Origin of the sequence: Micromonospora sp. NBC_00362 (assembly GCF_026342155.1) — a bacterium.
In the GTDB taxonomy this organism is placed as follows: Bacteria; Actinomycetota; Actinomycetes; order Mycobacteriales; family Micromonosporaceae; genus Micromonospora; species Micromonospora hortensis.
The window spans coordinates 6,758,181-6,776,820 of the sequence record NZ_JAPENH010000001.1; the positions used below are offsets into that span (position 1 = coordinate 6,758,181).

At 71.4% G+C, this 18,640-nt stretch carries 14 protein-coding genes; 1 reads left to right on the forward strand and 13 read right to left on the reverse strand.

The window, feature by feature from the left end; genetic code table 11:
* Position 1 precedes the first annotated feature (1 nt).
* From OG992_RS31220 to OG992_RS31265, 10 genes are all read right to left on the reverse strand, one after another.
* Complete coding sequence (locus OG992_RS31220; RefSeq protein WP_266305011.1) at positions 2 to 970, reverse strand: carbohydrate ABC transporter permease; 969 nt, start codon at positions 968 to 970, stop codon at positions 2 to 4.
* A gap of 67 nt (positions 971 to 1,037) precedes the next feature.
* Complete coding sequence (locus OG992_RS31225) at positions 1,038 to 2,342, reverse strand: ABC transporter substrate-binding protein (RefSeq protein ID WP_266305012.1); 1,305 nt, start codon at positions 2,340 to 2,342, stop codon at positions 1,038 to 1,040.
* 75 nt (positions 2,343 to 2,417) lie between these two features.
* Positions 2,418 to 3,449: a LacI family DNA-binding transcriptional regulator gene (locus tag OG992_RS31230; protein WP_238687088.1), complete on the reverse strand. Its 1,032-nt coding sequence runs from the start codon at positions 3,447 to 3,449 to the stop codon at positions 2,418 to 2,420.
* A 134-nt stretch (positions 3,450 to 3,583) separates the two neighbouring features.
* Positions 3,584 to 3,760 (reverse strand): hypothetical protein, encoded by a 177-nt coding sequence (locus OG992_RS31235; protein ID WP_238687083.1) that lies wholly within the window; start codon positions 3,758 to 3,760, stop codon positions 3,584 to 3,586.
* 311 nt (positions 3,761 to 4,071) lie between these two features.
* A complete protein-coding gene (locus OG992_RS31240) occupies positions 4,072 to 4,980 on the reverse strand; it encodes an amidohydrolase family protein (RefSeq protein WP_238686668.1) in 909 nt (302 codons plus the stop codon).
* Complete coding sequence (locus OG992_RS31245) at positions 4,977 to 5,786, reverse strand: metal-dependent hydrolase (RefSeq protein ID WP_238686669.1); 810 nt, start codon at positions 5,784 to 5,786, stop codon at positions 4,977 to 4,979. The genes OG992_RS31240 and OG992_RS31245 overlap by 4 nt, the downstream gene beginning before the upstream one ends.
* 103 nt (positions 5,787 to 5,889) lie before the next feature.
* Positions 5,890 to 7,521, reverse strand: a complete 1,632-nt coding sequence (locus OG992_RS31250) for a serine/threonine-protein kinase (protein ID WP_266305013.1) — start codon at positions 7,519 to 7,521, stop codon at positions 5,890 to 5,892.
* A gap of 119 nt (positions 7,522 to 7,640) precedes the next feature.
* Complete coding sequence (locus OG992_RS31255; protein WP_266305014.1) at positions 7,641 to 9,326, reverse strand: serine/threonine-protein kinase; 1,686 nt, start codon at positions 9,324 to 9,326, stop codon at positions 7,641 to 7,643.
* A gap of 83 nt (positions 9,327 to 9,409) precedes the next feature.
* The gene (locus OG992_RS31260) at positions 9,410 to 10,747 is read right to left on the reverse strand and encodes a glycosyltransferase family 4 protein (protein WP_238686671.1); all 1,338 of its coding nucleotides are present in this window, start codon (positions 10,745 to 10,747) and stop codon (positions 9,410 to 9,412) included.
* 136 nt (positions 10,748 to 10,883) lie between these two features.
* Positions 10,884 to 12,827: an amylo-alpha-1,6-glucosidase gene (locus tag OG992_RS31265; protein ID WP_266305015.1), complete on the reverse strand. Its 1,944-nt coding sequence runs from the start codon at positions 12,825 to 12,827 to the stop codon at positions 10,884 to 10,886.
* A 42-nt stretch (positions 12,828 to 12,869) separates the two neighbouring features.
* Between OG992_RS31265 and OG992_RS31270 the strand changes: the two genes are divergently transcribed.
* A complete protein-coding gene (locus OG992_RS31270) occupies positions 12,870 to 15,578 on the forward strand; it encodes a glucosidase (protein WP_266305016.1) in 2,709 nt (902 codons plus the stop codon).
* Between the two features lie 227 nt (positions 15,579 to 15,805).
* On the opposite strand, the gene OG992_RS31275 is transcribed toward OG992_RS31270, so the two are convergent.
* From OG992_RS31275 to OG992_RS31285, 3 genes are read right to left on the reverse strand one after another with little or no spacing between them, the layout of a single operon-like run.
* On the reverse strand, positions 15,806 to 16,858 hold the full coding sequence (locus tag OG992_RS31275; RefSeq protein WP_266305017.1) for an NAD-dependent epimerase/dehydratase family protein: 1,053 nt from the start codon (positions 16,856 to 16,858) through the stop codon (positions 15,806 to 15,808).
* Between the two features lie 18 nt (positions 16,859 to 16,876).
* The gene (locus OG992_RS31280) at positions 16,877 to 17,338 is read right to left on the reverse strand and encodes a MerR family transcriptional regulator (protein WP_238686675.1); all 462 of its coding nucleotides are present in this window, start codon (positions 17,336 to 17,338) and stop codon (positions 16,877 to 16,879) included.
* A gap of 59 nt (positions 17,339 to 17,397) precedes the next feature.
* Entirely contained in the window at positions 17,398 to 18,555 is a 1,158-nt protein-coding gene (locus OG992_RS31285; protein WP_266305018.1) for an FAD-dependent oxidoreductase, read from the reverse strand.
* Positions 18,556 to 18,640: the final 85 nt, after the last annotated feature.

Sequence of the window (18,640 nt, forward strand, 5' to 3'; positions counted from 1 at the left end):
GTCAGAACCCCCGGTCCCGGCGCTCGCTGCGGGCCTGCATCCAGATGAAGATCCCGGCCACCACCACGATGATCAGTGTCAGCACCATGGAGATCGCGGAGCCGTAGCCGACCTGCAGCTTCTTGAAGAACGTGTAGTAGGCGAAGTACGACGGCACGTTCGTGGCATTGTCCGGGCCACCCCGGGTCAGGGCGAAGATCGGCCCGAACACCTTCAACGCGGCGATCGTGCAGGTCAGGGCCACCACGAAGGTTTCCGGCCGGATCTGCGGAAGGGTGATCGCCCGGAACCGGTGCAGCCAGTTCGCGCCGTCGACCTCGGCTGCCTCGTACAGCTCGGGGTCGACCCGCTGCAACGCCGCCATGAAGACGACCACCGGGTAGCCGATCTGCACCCAGATCATCACCGCCATCACGGCCGGCAGGGCGGTGCCCGGGTCGCCGAGCCAGTCGTGGCGTAACGCGCCGAGACCGACCGCGTCGAGGAGGCTGTTGAACGCGCCGTCGGGGCGCAGGATCCAACCCCAGACGATGCCGGCGACCACCACGGGCAGCACCTGCGGGAGGTAGAACGCGGCCCGCAGCGCGGCGGCGGTGCGGGGCTTGAACCGGCGGCCGATGACGTCGAAGAGCACAGCGGCGAGCAGCAGCCCGAGCACTGTGGGCACCACCACCATCGCGACGAGCATCCAGACGGTGTTGCGGAACGACGCCCAGAACACGTCGTCCTGCAGCAACTGCTGGTAGTTGTCCAGGCCGACCCACCGGGGGTCGCCGATGCCGGACCACTTGGTCAGCGACAGGTAGAGGGTGCCGACCAGCGGCGCGCCGATGACCAGGAGGAAGAGCACAGCTCCGGGGAGCAGGTAGAGCCAGTACGCCGCGTTGCGGCCGCGGCGTCCGCGGCTGGGCGCGGGCGGGGTGGGGGTCGCGGCCGGCGGTGGGGCGGCGACCGTCTCGGAGACTGCCATGGAAGATCCTTCCCGGCGGGGCGGGCGGGCGCGCCGGTGGTGCCGGTCGCGCCCGCCGCTCGCCGTGTCACTTGCCGGTGATCTCCTTGACGCCATCGGCGTACGGCTTGGCGATCGTGTCGAGAACCTGGTCGGGCGACTTCGAGCCGTTGATCAGGCCCTGGAAGCCGGAGACCAGCACGTCGTAGTAGCCGGGGACCGGCCAGTCCGGGTAGAAGGCGAGCCCGTCGGCCTTGCTGACCGTGTTGAAGTCCTCGATCAGCTTGCGGTCCTTCGGGTCGCTGATCTTCGACGCGTCAGCGGCGACCGGAACGCCACCGTTGTTGCCGATCAGGTCCTGGATCTCCGGACGCAGGGTGATGTCGATGAAGTCGTACGCCAGGCTCTTGGCCTTGCTGTTCTCCGGGACCACCCAGAGGTTGCCGGAGGAGCCGGCCTGCAGGGTGTTGCCGGGGAAGAGGAAGGTGTCCCAGTTGGCCTTCATCTCGGTCTTGAACCGGCCGTACCACCAGCTACCCGAGACGATCATCGGAACCTTGCCGCCGATGAAGGCGGTGCCCATGTCCTCGGCCTTGAGGCTGGCCGAGTTCTTCGCGACGTAGCCCTTCTGCACCCACTGGGCGAAGGTGTCCGCGCCGTACTTGAGCGGATCGGCCTTGAAGTCGACAGGGTTCTTGTAGAGCTGGTAGTTGTCGACGAACTGCCGGTCGCCCTTGGAGAGGGCGAGCTGGTAGAAGAGCTGCCCGGCCGGGTACTCGGCGCCGGCCATGCCCAGCGGGGTGACGCCCTTGCCGACGAAGGTGTCCATCGCGGCGGTCATCTCGGCCATCGTGGTCGGGACCTTGACGCCGTTGCTCTGGAACAGGTCCTTGTTGTAGTAGACAGTGACGTACTCGCCGTAGTTCGGCACACCGAACCACTTGCCGGAGCCCATCACGCCCTTGTCGCTGTACCGGGCGGTGGTCTGCAGGCTGGAGCTGAGCTTGCCGGCCCAGCCGCGCTTGTCGGCCTCGCTGCTCAGGTCGGCCAGCAGGCCCTGGGAGGAGAGCAGCCCGGCGGTCGCGTTGCCCTTGTTGTACTCCATGATGTCCGGGCCCTCGGACGAGTTGATGATCATGCCCGCGTTCTGCTGGATCTGCTCGAACGCCTTGCGCTCGAAGCGCACCTCGACGCCCGGGTGCTCGGACTTGAAGATCTCGATCGCCCGGTCCCAGCCGATGCCCATGGCGCTGTTCTCGCTCTCGTAGTGCCAGAGCTTGAGAACCTTGGCGTCGCTGTTGTCCCCGTTGTCACCACTGCCGCAGGCGGCCACGGTGGTCGTCGCAGTCGCCGCCAGGGCGATCGCGGCGACGAGCCGGCGGAATCGCTGCATTAGCATCCTCCTCGTTGAGTACTAGCCGGTACTTCACGGGGCCCGTCGTCGCGTTGCAGCGCGGCGGCGGGCCATTTACTGATCGGCCCCCATTGGCTGGCGGCTTCGGGGCGCGGCGGTCGACCCCCGGATCTCCAACGCGCACGGCAGCAGTTGCTGGTGACGAAGGTCTGCGGGGCCGTCCAGGTGGCGCGTCAGCGCCTCGATCGCGATCCGGCCGAGCGCCGAACCGGGCGACGTCATGGCGGTCAGCGCCGGGGTGGCCAACTCGGCGACCTGCGGCGAGGTGACCATCGAGACGACGGAGACGTCGTCGGGCACTGACAACCCTCGGCCGGTCAGCTCGCCGAGGATGCCGAAGATCGCCGTCTCGTTCATGGCCAGCACCGCGGTCAGCTCCGGGGCCTGCGCGAACGCGGCGGCCAGGGCGGCCCGCCCGCCGGCGGCGCTGTCCTCGGCCGCGATCATCACCGGCTCCAGGCCGTGTCCGGTCATCGCCGCGGTGAAGGCGTCCCGGGTACGCAACGCGGGCCCGTAACCGCTGGCCAGCGTGGCGGCCGAGTGGTTGACGTAGACGATGCGCCGGTGCCCGAGGTCGACCAGGTGCGCGACGGCCTCCCGGACGGTCTGGTCGAAGTCGATGTCGACGTAGGAGAGCGTGCTGGTGTCGCCGGTACGGCCGATCAGCACCAGCGGCACCCCCGTCTCCTGGAGCACTGTGACCCGCTTGTCGGCCAACTGGACCTCCATCAGCACGACGCCGTCGAGCATCCGCTGACTGGCCAGCCGACGCAGGTCGTCGAGGTCGCCCCCGCCAACCGGCGAGAGCACCAGGTGATAGCCGGCGACGCTGGCCGCCGCGGCGGCACCGGTGACGAAGGCGGTTTCGGTGGCACCGAGGCCGCGTTCGTCCATCGGCATCAGCAGGCCGAGGATCCGGCTGCGACGACTGGCCAGCCCACGGGCCATCGCGTTGGGCTGGTAGTCGAGCTGCGCCATCGCGGCGAGCACCTTGTTGCGGGTGGCCTGCGAGATCGGCCGAGTGCCGGTGAGCACGTACGAGACGGTGCTGACCGAGACCTGTGCGAGGCGGGCGACGTCGTGCATGGTGGCCACCGCGCACCTCCTCCGGCCTGGGGTGGGACCGCTCCCGAACGTCGTCGAAGCGTTTCGACGAAGCGGTTCGACAGGACGCTAGGCCACCTGTTACGGCGACGTCAATAGCCGATGTCGAAAACAATTCAGCGGGCGCGTGCGGCGCTCATCCAGCCGCGCCGCGCCGCGGTGCGCTGCGGTGCGCTGCGGTGCGCCGCGCTGCGGTGCGGTGCGCCGCGGTGCGCCGCGCTGCGGTGCGCCGCGCCGCGGTGCGCCGCGCCGCGCTGCGCCCGGTTCGGTCGGTCGGTGATGGTCGCGGCCAAGATCCGCGCAACATCGGGGATGTTGCGGCCTCCCAGCCGCCGCAGGCAGCTACATCCGGGAAGTTGCGCGGATCTTGGCCGCCGATCAAGGGGTGCGACGGCAAGATCGTGCTCGATCCTGGATGTAGTTCCCTCGGATCGTCGCGGAGGCCACTACATCAAGGATCGAGCACGATCTTGGGCGCAGGGCGCAGGGCGCAGGGCGCAGGGCGCAGGGCGCAGGGCGCAGGGCGCAGGGCGCGGGGCGCGGGGCGCGGGGCGCGGGGCGCGGGGCGCGGGTGAGTGCCCGGCGCCGTGGGGCGGGGCGCGGGTCAGGGCAGGTTGAAGAGGGTGGCGGCGCTGGTCCAGCAGACCGCGCGTAGCCAGTCGTCGCCCAGGTCCAGTCGGGCCAGCCCGGTCACCTGGTCGGCGTACGGGTACGGGATGTTCGGGAAGTCGCTGCCCAGCAGCACCTTGCCGGCCAGCCCCAACTCGCGTAACCGGGGCAACTCCTCGGCCGGGAAGGGCACGAACTGGTCGAAGAAGGGCGTGAAGGCCATTGTGGTGTCCAGCCGGACCCGCTCGTACGTCTCGGCGAGGGCCAGGAAGGCCCGGTAGTCCGGGGCGCCCATGTGCGCCACCACTGCGGTCAGCCGAGGGTGGCGGGCGAGCAGGGCGGCGAACGGGTCCGGGCCGGTGTTGGCGGTTCCCACCGGGGCGTGCCCGGCGTGCACCACCACCGGCACATTCGCGTCGGACAGCATCCCCCACACCGGGTCCAGCGCCGGATCGGTCGGCGCGAAACCGCCGACCTGTAGGTGCAACTTGAACACCCGTGCGCCTTCGGCGAGGGCCGCCTCGACGTACCCGGGGGCGTCCGGCTCGGGGTAGAACGTGGCCGAGGCCAGGCACCCGGGGGTGTCGCGGGCGAAGTCCAGCGTCCAGCGGTTGAGTTCCGCCGCCATGCCCGGTCGGTGCGCGTACGCCAGGGCACTGAACGCCAGCACCCCGAGCCGGCGCAGGTGCGCGACCCGGTCGGCGTCGCTCCACCGGTAGCGGATCGGCCACTCGGTGCCGACCAGTGGCCCGGCGGCGTCGAAGTAGGCCCACACCCGGCGCAGCAGGCGCGGCGGCAGGAAGTGCACGTGCACGTCGGCGAGGCCGGGCAGCCCCAGGGCGCGGCAGAACTCCGGTACGCGGTCGTCCTCAGCCGGCGGGATCGCCGACGCCGGATCGGTCATATGTCGATGTCGAAACGGCTCAGCACCGAGGGCGCGATCAGGCCGACGGTGGCGAGCGCGGAGACGACCGTCAGCGCGATGCGCATCCCGACCACTTCGGCCTTGCTGCCGACGCGTAGGGCGATGCTGTTCGGCAGGCCGATCATCATCCACATGCGCCGCTTGATGGGGATCGGCCAGAGGATCGGCACGCCCGCTCTGGTGATCATGTCGCCGAGGATGTGCACGAAGCAGCCCACGCCCAGCGCGGTGCCGATCAGCGGATAGCCGCGTCCGCCCGGCAGGTTGGCGAAGGTGAACCAGGCCGCCCCGGCCGACGCGAGAGTGATGATCACCCACCCGGCCCGCTCGGCCCACTCGTCGAACAGCCCGCGCAGCGCCAGGCCGAACATGAAGAACAGGATGGTGATGACCGCCCACTTGCCGTACGCGGCGCAGAGCGCCGTGGTGCCCCAGCCGACCAGCAGTGTGAACGGCAGCGTGTGGGTCAGCGTCCGGTGCCCGTTGCTGCGGCGTGGGTCCCTGCTGAGCTTGGTGGCGTAGTAGACCCCGAGAGAGATCTTCTCCATCACCTCGGCGGCGAAGAGCGAGAAGACTCCGAAGGTGCGGGCCACGGTGGCCCCACCCTGGTTCTTGGTCACCTTGCCCGACATGTCGAGGTCGGGAAAGAGCGCGCCGCCGGCGCACACAGCGGTGCCCACCGCCAACGCGAGCGGCGACTGGTGGTAGTCGGCGAACTGCTCCAGTGCCCAGGAGCCAGCCAGCCACACCGCCGCGCCGGACAGCGCGTGTTGCGGTCCCATCATCTCGGCTCACCCTCCCCAGGGATCTTGAGCGCCCAAAACTACGCCACTGTAGTCAGCGTCGGCGCCGCAGGGGCATCACCCGGGAAGTCCACATCGGACTGTGTTACTGGGTGGGGGTGAAGCTCTGCCGGATCATCGGCAAGTATGCCGCGTTGACCTGCCAGTCGAACTCTTCTGTCAACCACGAGACGGTGTAGGAGCGGTCGGCCGAGGTGTTGGCCAACAGCCGGAAGCTGTGCACCGGAACGCCGGCGGCGTTCTGCCAGCCGCACTCCCACACAGCGCCACCCTCGAAGATGTCCATGGCGGAGATGTCCACCTTGCGATAGTCCGGCAGAGCGGCACTCGCTGTCAGCCGAGCCTCCTCGGCCTTCCAGTGCGCCACCGGATCCGGGCGGGCCGGCCCCACCTCGACGCTGAGCACCCGGGACCCGCCGGATTTCCGGAAGCAGGTCACCGAGCCCTCGGTCCAGCGCGCCCACCCGACCGGCGCGGCGATCCGGAACCCGGTCGGGTCGTCGTACCAGGTCCAGCCCTCGCGCAGCCCGTACTTCACGTCGGGTGGCGGTGACACCGCCACCACCGGGGTCGCCGACGGTGGCGGGGACGACGTGCAGGCGAACGCCGCCGGACGGGAGGTCGGGGCGCCACCGCCCGCGCCGGACGGTGGGGTCCGGTCGTCGTGCCGGTTGACAAGCGCCAGCGCGACGCCACCCGCGGCGAGCACAGCGGTGGTCACGCAGCCCAGGGCGATCAGGCGCCCTCGCCGGCCAGGTGGGCGCCGAGGGCGCGGGCTCCGGGCTGGCGTGGCCGGCTCGCCCGACGGGGCCACCGGTGCGACCGGGTGCGGCGCGATGGCCCGCCCGGCGCTGCGGATCGCCGCGACCGCCGACGAGCGGACCGACCCGGCGGGCTCCTCGTCGCTCGCCGCGGCGCTGCGCAACAGCGGCTCCGCCTCGGCTGCCGTCAACCGCCGCCAGGGGTCGCGCTGCAACAGGCCGAGGATGGCGGGACGCATCGGGCCTGCTCGACGCATCGGATCCGGTGGTTCGGTGGCCAGCGCGCTGAGCGTCGCCATCGCGCTCGACCGTGCGTACGGTGACTGGCCCTCGACCGTCGCGTAGAGCGTCGCGCCCAGCGACCACATGTCGGTGCGGGCGTCGGACACCCCTTCGCGGGCCCGTTCGGGGGCGACGAACTGCGGCGAGCCGAGCACCGTGCCGGGCCCGGTCATCACACCCTCACCGCCATCGAAGGTGGCAAGCCCGAAGTCGGTGAGCACCACCCGTCCGTCGTCGGCCACCAGCACGTTGTGCGGCTTCACGTCGCGGTGCAGCACCCCGGCGGCGTGCGCGGCCCGCAACGCGGCGAGCACCGCCAGCCCGATCCGGGCGGTGCGCTGTGGGCTCAGCGGCCCCTCGGCGCTGATGATCTGCTGCACCGACCGCGACGGCACGTACTCCATCACGATCCAGGGGCTCTCCCGGTCGTGGACCACGTCGTAGAGGCGGACCACGTTGGGATGGTTGAGCCGGGCGGCGGTGCGTGCCTCACGCAGGGTTCGGAGCCGCAACTCCTCACGCTCGGTCTCGGCCAGCCAGGACGGCGGCACGACTTCCTTCACCGCCACGTCGCGATGCAACATCTCGTCGCGAGCAAGCCACACCCGGCCCATCCCGCCGGTGCCGACCAGGTCGAGCAGCCGGTACCGACCCGCGATCAGCAACTGATGCACGGTCGCTCCCCCTCGGTCACCCCGGGATCCACGATAGCCACCAATGCCGGCTTTCTCATCCACTGAGCGGCCTCGATCCACGACGGACGGTGGTCCCGATCATGGCCATACGGTGCAGGTCAGCGGGGTGGTCGGAAACTCTTTCGCACCAGTTCCCAGTCGGCGGCGGCCCCGGCCCAGTCCTCGTCCCGGGTGATCCAACCCAACGTCCAGCGATCGGCGCCGAGGACCTGTTGTCGGGCGTGCAGCCACGTGTTGTGCGGCGTCTGCCAGCGCAACTCCCACTCGGCTCCGCCGTCACCCGCGGCGAGCCGGATCTCGTCGTACCCCGGCAGGGAGCCTTTCCCGGCCGCCGCGTCGCGGGCGGTCCGCAGGAGTTCCAGGGGATCGGCGGCGCCGCCTTCGGCGACGCTGAAGGCCCGGCCGGTCGCCGGGTCCTGGAAGCACGCCACAGTGCCGTCGCGGGAGGTCAGCCACGTCGCCGGTACGGAGACCCGGAAGCCGGCGGTGTCGGCGTGCCAGACCCAGCCGGGCGGCGGCCGGAGTTCTTCGCCCGGGCTCGGCGTGCCGGCCCGCACCGGTGAACCGCCGACGTCCGGGCGGACACAGGCGAACGGGGGCGGCGGGACGTTGCGCCCATTCGGCGGAGGGCCGGGCGGCGGGCCCGGGCCGAACGGCCCTTCGTTCGGGGGACGGTTCGGCGGCGGGGTGGACCAGCCGGTGGGGTTGCTGGGCTTGTCGCCGGCGAGGGTCAGCGCGGTGCCGACGCCGGCCACGACGGCCACCAGCAGCGCCACGGCGACCACCGCCACCCGACGCGCGGTACGCCCGGCGGCCGCCGGATGTGGGGCCGGCGTGGGGGAGGCGCCACCGGGTGCGGCCGGGTCGGGCAGCGGAACTGTGGGGTCCTGGTCGTCGGGGTCGTCCCCCGTGGCGGGCTGGCCAACCAGCCCCGGCCGGTCGGCCGAGGGACGGTCGGTCGCCGACGGCGGGTCGGCGCGGCCGGTCGCGGCCGTCTTGAGCAACCGACGGGCCGTCTCGTGGTCGAGGCGCTCGTGTGGGTCGCGGCGCAGCAACCCGTCCAGCACCGGTGCGAGCGTCCCGGCGTGCGGGGCGGGGTCCGGCGGGCCGGCGGCAAGCGCGCTGAGGGTGGCCATCGCGGTGCTGCGGGCGTACGGGGACTGACCCTCCACTGCGGCGTGCAGGGTCGCCCCGAGCGACCACAGATCGGCGGCCACCGTGGACACCCCCTCGGCGGCCCGCTCGGGGGCCACGTACTGCGGGGAGCCGAAGACCATGCCGGGGCGGGTCATCGCGCCGTCGCCACCGTCGAAGGTGGCGAGCCCGAAGTCGGTGAGCATCACCCGCCCGTCGTGCGCCACGAGCACGTTCTGCGGTTTGATGTCGCGGTGCAGCACCCCGGCGGTGTGCGCGGCCTGCAACGCGTCGAGCACGGCCAGCCCGATCCGGGCCGCGCGGGCCGGCTCCAGCGGCCCCTCGGCGTCCACGACGTCCTGCAGGGTGCGGGACGGGACGTACTCCATGATGATCCATGGGCTGCCCTCGACCGCGACGACGTCGTAGAGCCGGACCACGGAGGGGTGGTTGAGTCGGGCCGCGGCGCGCGCCTCCCGCATGGTGCGTGAGCGCACCTCGGCCCGTTCATGATCGGCCAACCAACTCGGTGGAACGATCTCCTTGACCGCCACCTCGCGGTGCAGCATCTCGTCGCGGGCGCGCCACACCCGACCCATGCCCCCGCGACCCACCAGGTCGAGCAGTCGGTACCGACCGGCGATCAGCACCTGTGCACGCTCCTCCTCAGCCGCTGTCCGGGCTACACCCTAACCAGCGGATCGGAAGTCACCTATCGGTCGTCCGACTCGGCTCAGCAGGCGGCGTGGTCGGCGGCGGCGGCGAGCAGGTTCCCTTCCGGGATGGCGATCCGGGTCCGCCCGCCGCTCAGTCGGGCGGCGGCGCGCCTGGCCTGCACCGGGCCGTGTTCGCGGCGAGCGGTGGCGTAGCTGGCGGCGGTGCGGGCCGCGATGGTGGCCCAGCCGTACCGCTCGCCGACCATCGTGCGGGCTCGGCGGGCCAACCGCCGGGCGAAGACCTCGTCGCCGAGCAGTTGGCCGACCGCGCCGGCGAGCGCGTCCGGGTCGCTGTGCGGGAACGTCACCCCGGTCACGCCGGGTTCCACGATCTCGGCGAGGCCGCCGGTACGGGCCACCGCGAGGGGCGCTCCTGCGGCCGCCGCCTCCAGCGCCACCATGCCGAACGGCTCGTAGAGGCTGGGCACCACTGTCGCGTCGGTGGCGCCGAGCATCGCCGGTAGTTGGGTGGAGTCGAGGAACCCGGTGAACCGGACGGTCGAGCTGAGCGCCAGCCGCCGGGCCTCGGCCTCCAACTCGGCGCGGTACGGGCCGTCGCCGGCGATCACCACGCGTAGCCCCGGGTGTCGTTCGCGCAGCCGGGGTACGGCGTGTACCAGGTGCTGGACGCCCTTCTCGTAGACCAGCCGTCCGGCGTACCCGACCAGCGGGCCGTCCCCGGCGAACCGTGCTCGGGCCGACGCGACAGCTCGGGGGCGGGCCCGCCATGCCCTGTCGTCGACCCCGTTGGGCACCACGTCGACCTGGGCGGCCGGTACGTCGAACAGGGCGGTCACCTGGTCGCGCATGTACCCGGAACAGGTGATCACCCGAATGGACGAGCTGCTGAGCCAGTGCTCGACGCCGTGGATGGTGCGGTTCATCTCCTCCGGCAGCCAGCCCTGGTGCCGCCCGGCCTCGGTGGCGTGCATGGTGGTGACCAGGGGGAGATCCAGGTGCTCGGCGAGGGTGACGGCCGTGTGGGCGACGAGCCAGTCGTGGGCGTGGATGACGTCGTAGGAGCCGGCCTCGGTGGCGCGTAGGGCGGTGCGGGTGAGGGTGTGGTTGAAGGCCATCGTCCAGGCCAGCAGCGAGTTGGTGGCGAGGGGGAAGGTGACCGGGTCCTCGGGGGCGCGCAGGATGCGCACGCCCTCGGCGTATTCCTCCAGGGGTGCGCCGTCGCTGTGACGGGTGACGACGGTGACCTCGTGGCCGGCGGCGGCGAGGGCGACGGAGAGGGCGTGCACGTGTCGACCGAGACCGCCGACGAGCACCGGCGGGTACTCCCAGGAGAGCATCAGCACCCGCAGCTGTCGGGCGGGGTTGATGTCGATCACGTGGGCATCGAGTGACATGCGGCCCCCTTTGAGTTGTCCCCGGGCGCGCGCCGACCGACACCGAATCGATGTCGCCGTCGCGTCTGGATCGAGGCCAATCCTGCCGGGATCGCGATAACCAGCGGCGACACCACCGTTGCGGTCGTGTAAAGCGCTACTGGCTCTTTCGCCGCACCCGCAGCAGCTCGGCCACCGACCATGCCTGGAACGGGCACCCGGTAGCGGTGTGCGGCGCGAGGCCATCGGCCGTCTCGCTTACCGAGCCTAACCCATATTCCATCAAATGGGCCTCAATGCCGACGAAAACGTCATCGACGGACATCTTTCCCCGGCGTGCGGCGTCCACATACGGGCCGAGCAACCACGGCCAGACCGTGCCCTGGTGGTAGCCCCCGTCCCGGTCCGCCGGGCCGCCCCGGTGCCGGCCCACGAACTCCGCGGAATCCGGGGCCAGACTGCGCGGCCCGAGCGGGGTGAGCAGCCCGCCCCCGACCCGCCGCAGCGTCGCCTCGTCCAGCTCCAACGGCGCGTACGGCAGCGACCAGGCCAGCAACTGGTTGGGGCGCAACGCGTCGTCGTCGTGCAGGGCGGCGCCACCCAACGGGTACGCCGGCGCGGGCGCGTCCAGCACGTCGTGCAGCCAGCCGGTCGGGGCCGGGAACCGCTCCCGGAACGAGACGCTGGCCTGCCGGTGGTGTCGCCACAGCTCGTCGGCGTCCTGCCCGGCCAGCTCGGTCAGCTCCGCGAGCCCGGCCAGCCCGTTGATCCACAGCGCGTTGACCTCGACCGGCTTGCCGGTCCGGGGGGTGACCGGCACCCCGTACACCCGGGCGTCCATCCAGGTCAACGCGGTGCCGGCGGCGCCCTGGGTGAGCAGCCCGTCGGCCGGGTCGACCCGGATCCCGTACCGGGTGCCGGCGGTGTGGGCGTCGATCACGGCGCGCAGCGCCGGCAGCAGCTCGTCGCCGAGGTCGGTGTCGCCGGTGACGGTGACGTGCCGGCTCACCGCGTGCAGGAACCACAGCGTCCCGTCGACGGTGTTGTACTCCACCCGACCGGTGTCGGCCGTGTTGGCGAGCATCCCCTCGGACAGCGTCGCCGCGTACGCCCGCAGCAGCTCCCGACCCTCGTCGACGCGACCCGTGCAGAGGAACAACCCCTCGTACGAGATCATCGTGTCCCGCGACCACGCCCCGAACCACGGGTAGCCGGCCACCACGTCCACCGCCGCCTGGTTGGTGCGCACCACGAACGCGTCGGCGGCCAGCGCCAGTGTGGCGTCCACGTCGTCGGCCGGTTTCGCCGTCGCCATCACCCGCCGGTTACGCCGCCTCGCGGTCGCCACGATCTCCTCCGCCGGCGGAGGCTCCTCGTCGAGTCGACCGGCCCAGGCCCGCACCGACACCGTGTCGCCGGGGCGTTCCAGCTCACCGGAGAAGCGGCCCGCGTACCAGAGGTCCTCGTCGGCGTTGAGGCCACGGTTGGCCTCCTCGCGGTGATGCACGCCCAGCCACCACTGCCCCTCGGGCGCCCAGCCCGGGCCGGCGAGCCGGTACGCGCCCTCGACCACAGCGCCGTCGGCCACCGCCTCGACCTGCGGGATCGGGCCGTCGGCCCGCCGTTCGCCGTGCGCGTCCCGCCAAGTGCAGGCGGCCGACAGCTCCAGCCGGACCGGACCACCGGCGACCAGCCGGTGCACCACGGCGACGCAGGAGCGGCCGGGCAGCATGGCCAGCTCCCGTTCGATCACGACCGCGCCGATCCGCCACCGCCACCGGGGTAGCCCGTCGACCAGGTCGAAGCGTTCCAACAGCTCGAAGCCGCGCGGGTCCACGTCGCCGGAGGCCCACTCGTGCGCGCCGAGGCGCACCCGCGCGCCGGACGGCACTGTGACCGCCGGATCGAGGCTGACCAGTCCCACCTGGCGGGACGCCGGCGTTTCGCCGGGAACCACCAACAGACCGTGGTAGCGACGTGTCCGCAGCCCGCCGACAGTGCCCATCGCATAGCCGCCGAGGCCGTCGGGGACCAGCCACTCCCGGCTGGCCGCGCTGGTCAGGTCGCCGCAGATCTGCGGGCCGAAGTGAATGTCGATCAACTTTCCTCCACCGGCGGCGGGGTGTAACACGCCACGACGAGAATGGCCGCTGTGGTCAAGTACCGCGGCGACGTCAAAGATGTGCACGTGATCACTGACCGATCGTCCTCCGACGCCTCGCCACCCGACGCTGAGCGGCTCCGGCTCGCCCAGGCCGACTCGGGGGAGCAGGACTGGCGTGCATGGGGTCCCTATCTGTCCGAACGGGCGTGGGGGACGGTACGTGAGGACTACAGCGAGCACGGTACGGCCTGGGACTACTTCCCGCATGACCACGCGCGGTCCAGAGCCTACCGGTGGAACGAAGACGGGATGGCCGGCGTCTGCGACGAACGACAGACCTTCGCGTTCGCCCTGGCCCTCTGGAACGGCAAGGACCCGATCCTCAAGGAGCGGATGTTCGGCCTCGGCGGCGACGGCGGCAACCACGGCGAGGACGTCAAGGAGTACTGGTGGTACGAGGACTCCACACCCACCCACTCCTGGATGCGCTGGCGCTACCACTACCCGCAGGCAGCCTTCCCGTACGACGAACTCGTCGCGGTGAACGCGTTGCGCGGCCGCGACGACACCGAGTACGAGCTGGTGGACACCGGGATCTTCGACGACGACAGGTACTGGGCGGTGACAGTCGACTACGCCAAGGCGTCCCCGACCGACCTCTGCATGGTGGTGACCGTCGCCAACCGGGGCGACCAGGCGGCCACCCTGCACGTCCTGCCCACCCTGTGGTTCCGTAACACCTGGTCCTGGGGCCTGCCCGGCGGCGACCGGATCCCCCGGCTGACCGGCCAGGGCACCCGACTCGTCGGCGAGCACCGGGTGCTCGGCCAACTGCTGCTGGAGGGTGACGGCGGCCCGGTGCCGCTGCTCTGCGACAACGACACCAACGCCGAACGGCTGTGGGGCCTGCCCGGCCGCTCCCCGTACCCGAAGGACGGCATCAACGACCACGTCGTCAACGGCGCGGCCACCGTCAACCCGGCCCGGGAGGGCACCAAGGGCGCGCTGCACTACGTGCTCGACGTGCCCGCCGGCGAGCAGCGCCAGATCCGGTTGCGGCTGACCCGCACCGCGTCGCCGCCGGCCGCCGCGCCGCCGCCCCCGGCCGACCTCAGCGACGGCTTCGAGTCAGTGGTGTGGGCCCGGCGGGCCGAGGCGAACCGGTTCTTCGCCGGCGTGATCCCGCCGGCCGCCACACCCGACGAGGCGCTGGTCGCCCGGCAGGCCATCGCCGGGCTGATGTGGGGCAAGCAGTTCTACCACTTCGATGTCAAACGCTGGCTCGAAGGCGACCCGGGCTCGACCCCGCCGCCGGCCGGACGTCGGCACGGGCGCAACAGCGCCTGGTGGCACATGACCAGCTTCGACGTCATCTCCATGCCCGACCCGTGGGAATACCCCTGGTACGCGGCCTGGGACCTGGCCTTCCACTGCGTGAGCATCGCCCGGGTCGACCCGGGCTTCGCCAAGGAGCAGATCCTGCTCCTGCTCCGCGAGTGGTACCTGCACCCCAACGGGCAGATCCCGGCGTACGAGTGGGCTTTTGGCGACGTGAACCCGCCGGTGCACGCGTGGGCCGCGCTGAAGGTGTTCGAGATCGACGGCGGCCGGGACTACGAGTTCCTGGCCCGGGTGATGCACAAGCTGCTGCTCAACTTCACCTGGTGGGTCAACCGCAAGGACACCGGCGGCAACAACGTCTTCGAGGGCGGCTTTCTCGGGCTGGACAACGTCGGGCCGTTCGACCGCTCGGCGGCGCTGCCGGTCGCCGGTGTGCTGGAACAGTCCGACGGCACCGGCTGGATGGGCATGTACGCGCTCAACCTGCTGGACATGGCGATCGTGCTCGCCGAACACGACCGGACCTGGGTGGACACCGCCACCAAGTTCTTCGAGCACTTCGCCTACATCGCCGCAGCCGCGTACGAGCAGGGGTTGTGGGACGAGGAGGACGCCTTCTTCTACGACGTGCTGCGCCTCGCCGACGGCACGAAGGTGCCACTGAAGGTCCGCTCCGTCGTCGGGCTGCTGCCGTTGGCCGCCACCACCCGGCTCACCGCCCGGACCCTGCACCACCTACCGGAGTTGGGCGCTCGGCTGCGCTGGTTCCTGACCAACCGCCCGGAGTACGCCCAGGTGATCGGCACCCGGCGACTCGGCCCCGACGGCCGGCAGCAGCGGCTGCTGTCCATGGTCGGCCCGGAGCAGGTGGTCCGCCTGCTCGCCCGGATGCTCGACCCCGACGAGTTCCTCTCCGACTTCGGCCTCCGTACGCTGTCGCGCGCGCACCTGGACAAGCCGTTCTCGGTCACCCTCGGCGGGCAGGAGTTCTCCGTCGGCTACGAGCCGGCCGAGTCGACCAGCGGGCTGTTCGGAGGCAACTCGAACTGGCGGGGTCCGATCTGGATGCCGACGAACTTCCTGCTGATCAGCGCGCTGCGCGACTACGCGGCCTTCTTCGGCGACGACCTCCAGGTGGAGTACCCGACCCGCTCCGGGGTGAAGCACACACTGGACGAGATCGCCGACGACCTCTCCGCCCGGTTGATCTCGCTCTTCACCCAGGACGACTGGGGTCGACGGCCGATCTACGGCGCCGCTCAGATGTTCCAGACCCACCCGGACTGGCGCGACCTGATCGCCTTCCCCGAGTACTTCCACGGCGACAACGGGGCCGGTCTGGGCGCCTGGCACCAGACCGGCTGGACCGCCCTGGTAGCCGACCTGATCCTCACCCTGCGCCGCTGACCCCGCCCGCTCACGCCCTCGCTCGCGGGCGTGCCCGAGCCCGGCCTGTGGCTCAGGCCCGCATGATCGTGCTCGATCCTTGGTGTAGTGGTGTCGCTGGCATCGGGAGGCCACTCGATCCTGGATCGAGCACGATCATGCGGGCGACGGGCGACGGGCGACGGGCGACGGGCGACGGGCGACGGGCGACGGGCGACGGGCGACGGGCGACGGGCGACGGGCGACGGTCAGGTGGTGACTACGCCGAGCTTGATGAGGCTGTCCGCGGTGTCGGTGATGGTCGTCTCCACCGGGCGGGGCCGCCAGCCGAGAACGGTGCGGGCCTTGTCGTTGCTGATCACCGGGACCTGACCACCGAGGACGGCGGCCTCACGCAGCGCCGGCTCGGTCTTCGCGCCCTCCCGGACCTCCTCGTTGTTCAACTCTCGGGCCGGAACCCGGTCGGCCAGGCTCGGCAGGTGCCGCGCGAGCATCTTCGCCATGTCGAGGAAGCTGATCGACTTGCCACTGACCCCGATGAACCGCTCACCGGCGGCGTCCGGGTGCAGCATCGCGCGTAGGTGCAGGTCGACCACGTCCCGGACGTCGACCACCCCGAAGTACATCCGGGGTACGACCGGCGTCGCCCCCTGGAGGAACCCCTGCACCAGGCCGATGGTCGCGGACGTCCGCGTCCCCAGGAGTGGCCCGAAGATGCCGGTCGGGTTGACGACGCTGAGCTCGACCCCACCGTTGTTTCGGACGTCGTCCCAGGCCGCACGTTCGGCGAGCGTCTTCGACCGGTGGTACGCCGGGATGTCGTCGTCGACGTTCGTCCAGTCCGCCTCGCTGTAGCGGCCGTCGGGCCTGACGGTGTAGCCCACCGCCGCGTACGACGAGGTCAGCACCACCCGCCGTACCCCGGCCTCGCGGGCGGCCCGCACGACGCGCAGCGCTCCGTCGCGGGCCGGCCGGACCACCTCGTCGTCGTCAGCGGGCGGGGTGAACGGGAACGGCGACGCGTGGTGCAGCACGTACCGTGCCCCGGCGACCGCCTCGGCCCAGCCCTCGTCGGCGGAGAGGGCCGCGGTGCGGACTTCGACCCGGCCGTCCGGGTTCACGCCCGACTGCCGGATCCGGTCGAGCACCTCGTCGCCCTGGCCCGGCTCGCGGACAGTGACCCGTACCCGGTAGCCCTCGTCGAGCAGTCGGGCGACGGAATGCCCGCCGAGATGGCCGGTCGCACCGGTCACCAGCACCAGGGCATCGTCGGTGGAGCGAAGCTGTAGATCGTTTGGCATGGTGTGTCCCATCGTTGCTCAGAATTTCTCAAGAGCGCGCTTGACGTGTGTGAGCGCGCGGGTCTCCGCAGCGGTGTCGCTTCGGTGTCGGGCATCCCACATGTCCGCCTTGGCGCGCAGGTACGCCTGGCGTACCCGTAGGCGCTCGATCTCGGCGGAGAGCCGGTCGGCGTGCCGGGCGAAGAGGTCGCGCTGTTCGGCGGCGGCCGCCAGGTCGCCCTCGTCGAGCAGCGTCAGGTACCGGCGCATGTCCGCGACGCTCATCCCGGCGGACCGCAGGCAGGCCAGGGCGTCGATCCGCTCGGCGAGTGGGGTGTCGTAACGGCGGTGGCCGCTGCTGTCGTCGCGGGGCACCGCGCCGAGCAGCCCGGCCTTCTCGTAGTAGCGCAGCGTCGGCTCGCTGAAGCCTGACCGCTGGGCCATCTCCTGGATGGTCAGAGGCCCTTCGGCCTGCTCATGGCCTTCCTTCGTCGCTGCCATGGGTGAAGCGTCCCCAACTTCAAGCGCTTCAAGTCAAGGGATGTGGCGCGGAGCACCACTCAGCGGTTCGCCCGTTCGATTCCTCGTCGGACGAGGCCGCTGACGCCGGGCACTGTGATCGCCCGGATGGTCAGATCGCCCATCCAGACGTGGAATCGGCTGGGCGGCGCGTACTGGGCCATTCCCCGCCGGGCGAGTGCCTGTCGTTTGCTGACCTCCGGGCGCAGTCCGGTCTCCCACTCGGCGAGTGCGGCCGGGAGGTTGGCGGCGTGTCGGCGTAGGGCGGCGCCGAGCTGGTCGGCGCCGGCCAGGGCGAGGGCCGCGCCGTGTCCGGCGAAGAGCGTCACGCACCACGCCGCGTCTCCGAGCAGGACGACGCGTCCGCTGCTCCAGCGCGGCATGACCACCTGGCTGACCGCGTCGAAGTAGGCGCTGGCCGGGTCGGCCTCCAGGTGGTCGATCGCGTCGGGCACGCCACCCGACAGATCTCCGAACGCGGCCCGCAGCGCGTCGACCGGCCCGCGACCCAGGTCGGCGGCGGGCTCCGCGCTGCGGTAGGTGAAGAACGCCGATGACCGCTTCGGGCCCAGGTTGACCATCGCCGCGGTGCGTCCGGGGCCGATGTAGGTGGTGGCGGACGACTCGGGCACGCCGGGCACCGGGTGGGGCAGCGGAAAGGCGGCCACGAGGTACGGGAGGTCCACCCGGAAGTCGGGGCCGAACACGGCGGTGCGGGTGGCCGAGTGCACCCCGTCGGCCCCGACCAGCAGGTCGGCCTGCTCGACGGTGCCGTCGCTCAACTCCACGCGTACCTGGTCGGTGTCCTGGTCGACGGAGGTGACGGTGGTGCCGAAGCGGATGTCGACTCGGTCCCGCACCGCTTCGTAGAGGCTGGATTCCAGGTCGCCGCGGAACACCGAGAGGGCTCGCTTGCCGAGTGCCGCCTCGGCGATGGCGGACGGCACTGTGAACTTGGGCCGTCCGTCGGCGTGGACCAGCACTGTGGTGAACAGCCCCAGGTCGGTGGCGGACAGCGCGGGGAGCAGGCCGAGGCGTTCGGCGGCGGTGTAGCCCGGCCCGATCAGGTTCACCATGTAGCCGCTGCTGCGCCGGGCCGGCGCCCGTTCGGCCACGAGGACCTGCCACCCGTCCTGGTCGAGTCGGAGGGCTGTGGCCAGCCCGGCTATCCCCGCGCCCACGATCACCGCACGTTTCATCCTGCACCTCACCACTGGAATGAGCAGCTGCTCAAACCAGTATGAGCGTGTGTTCATACTGGCGCAAACGGCGGCTGCGGAACCG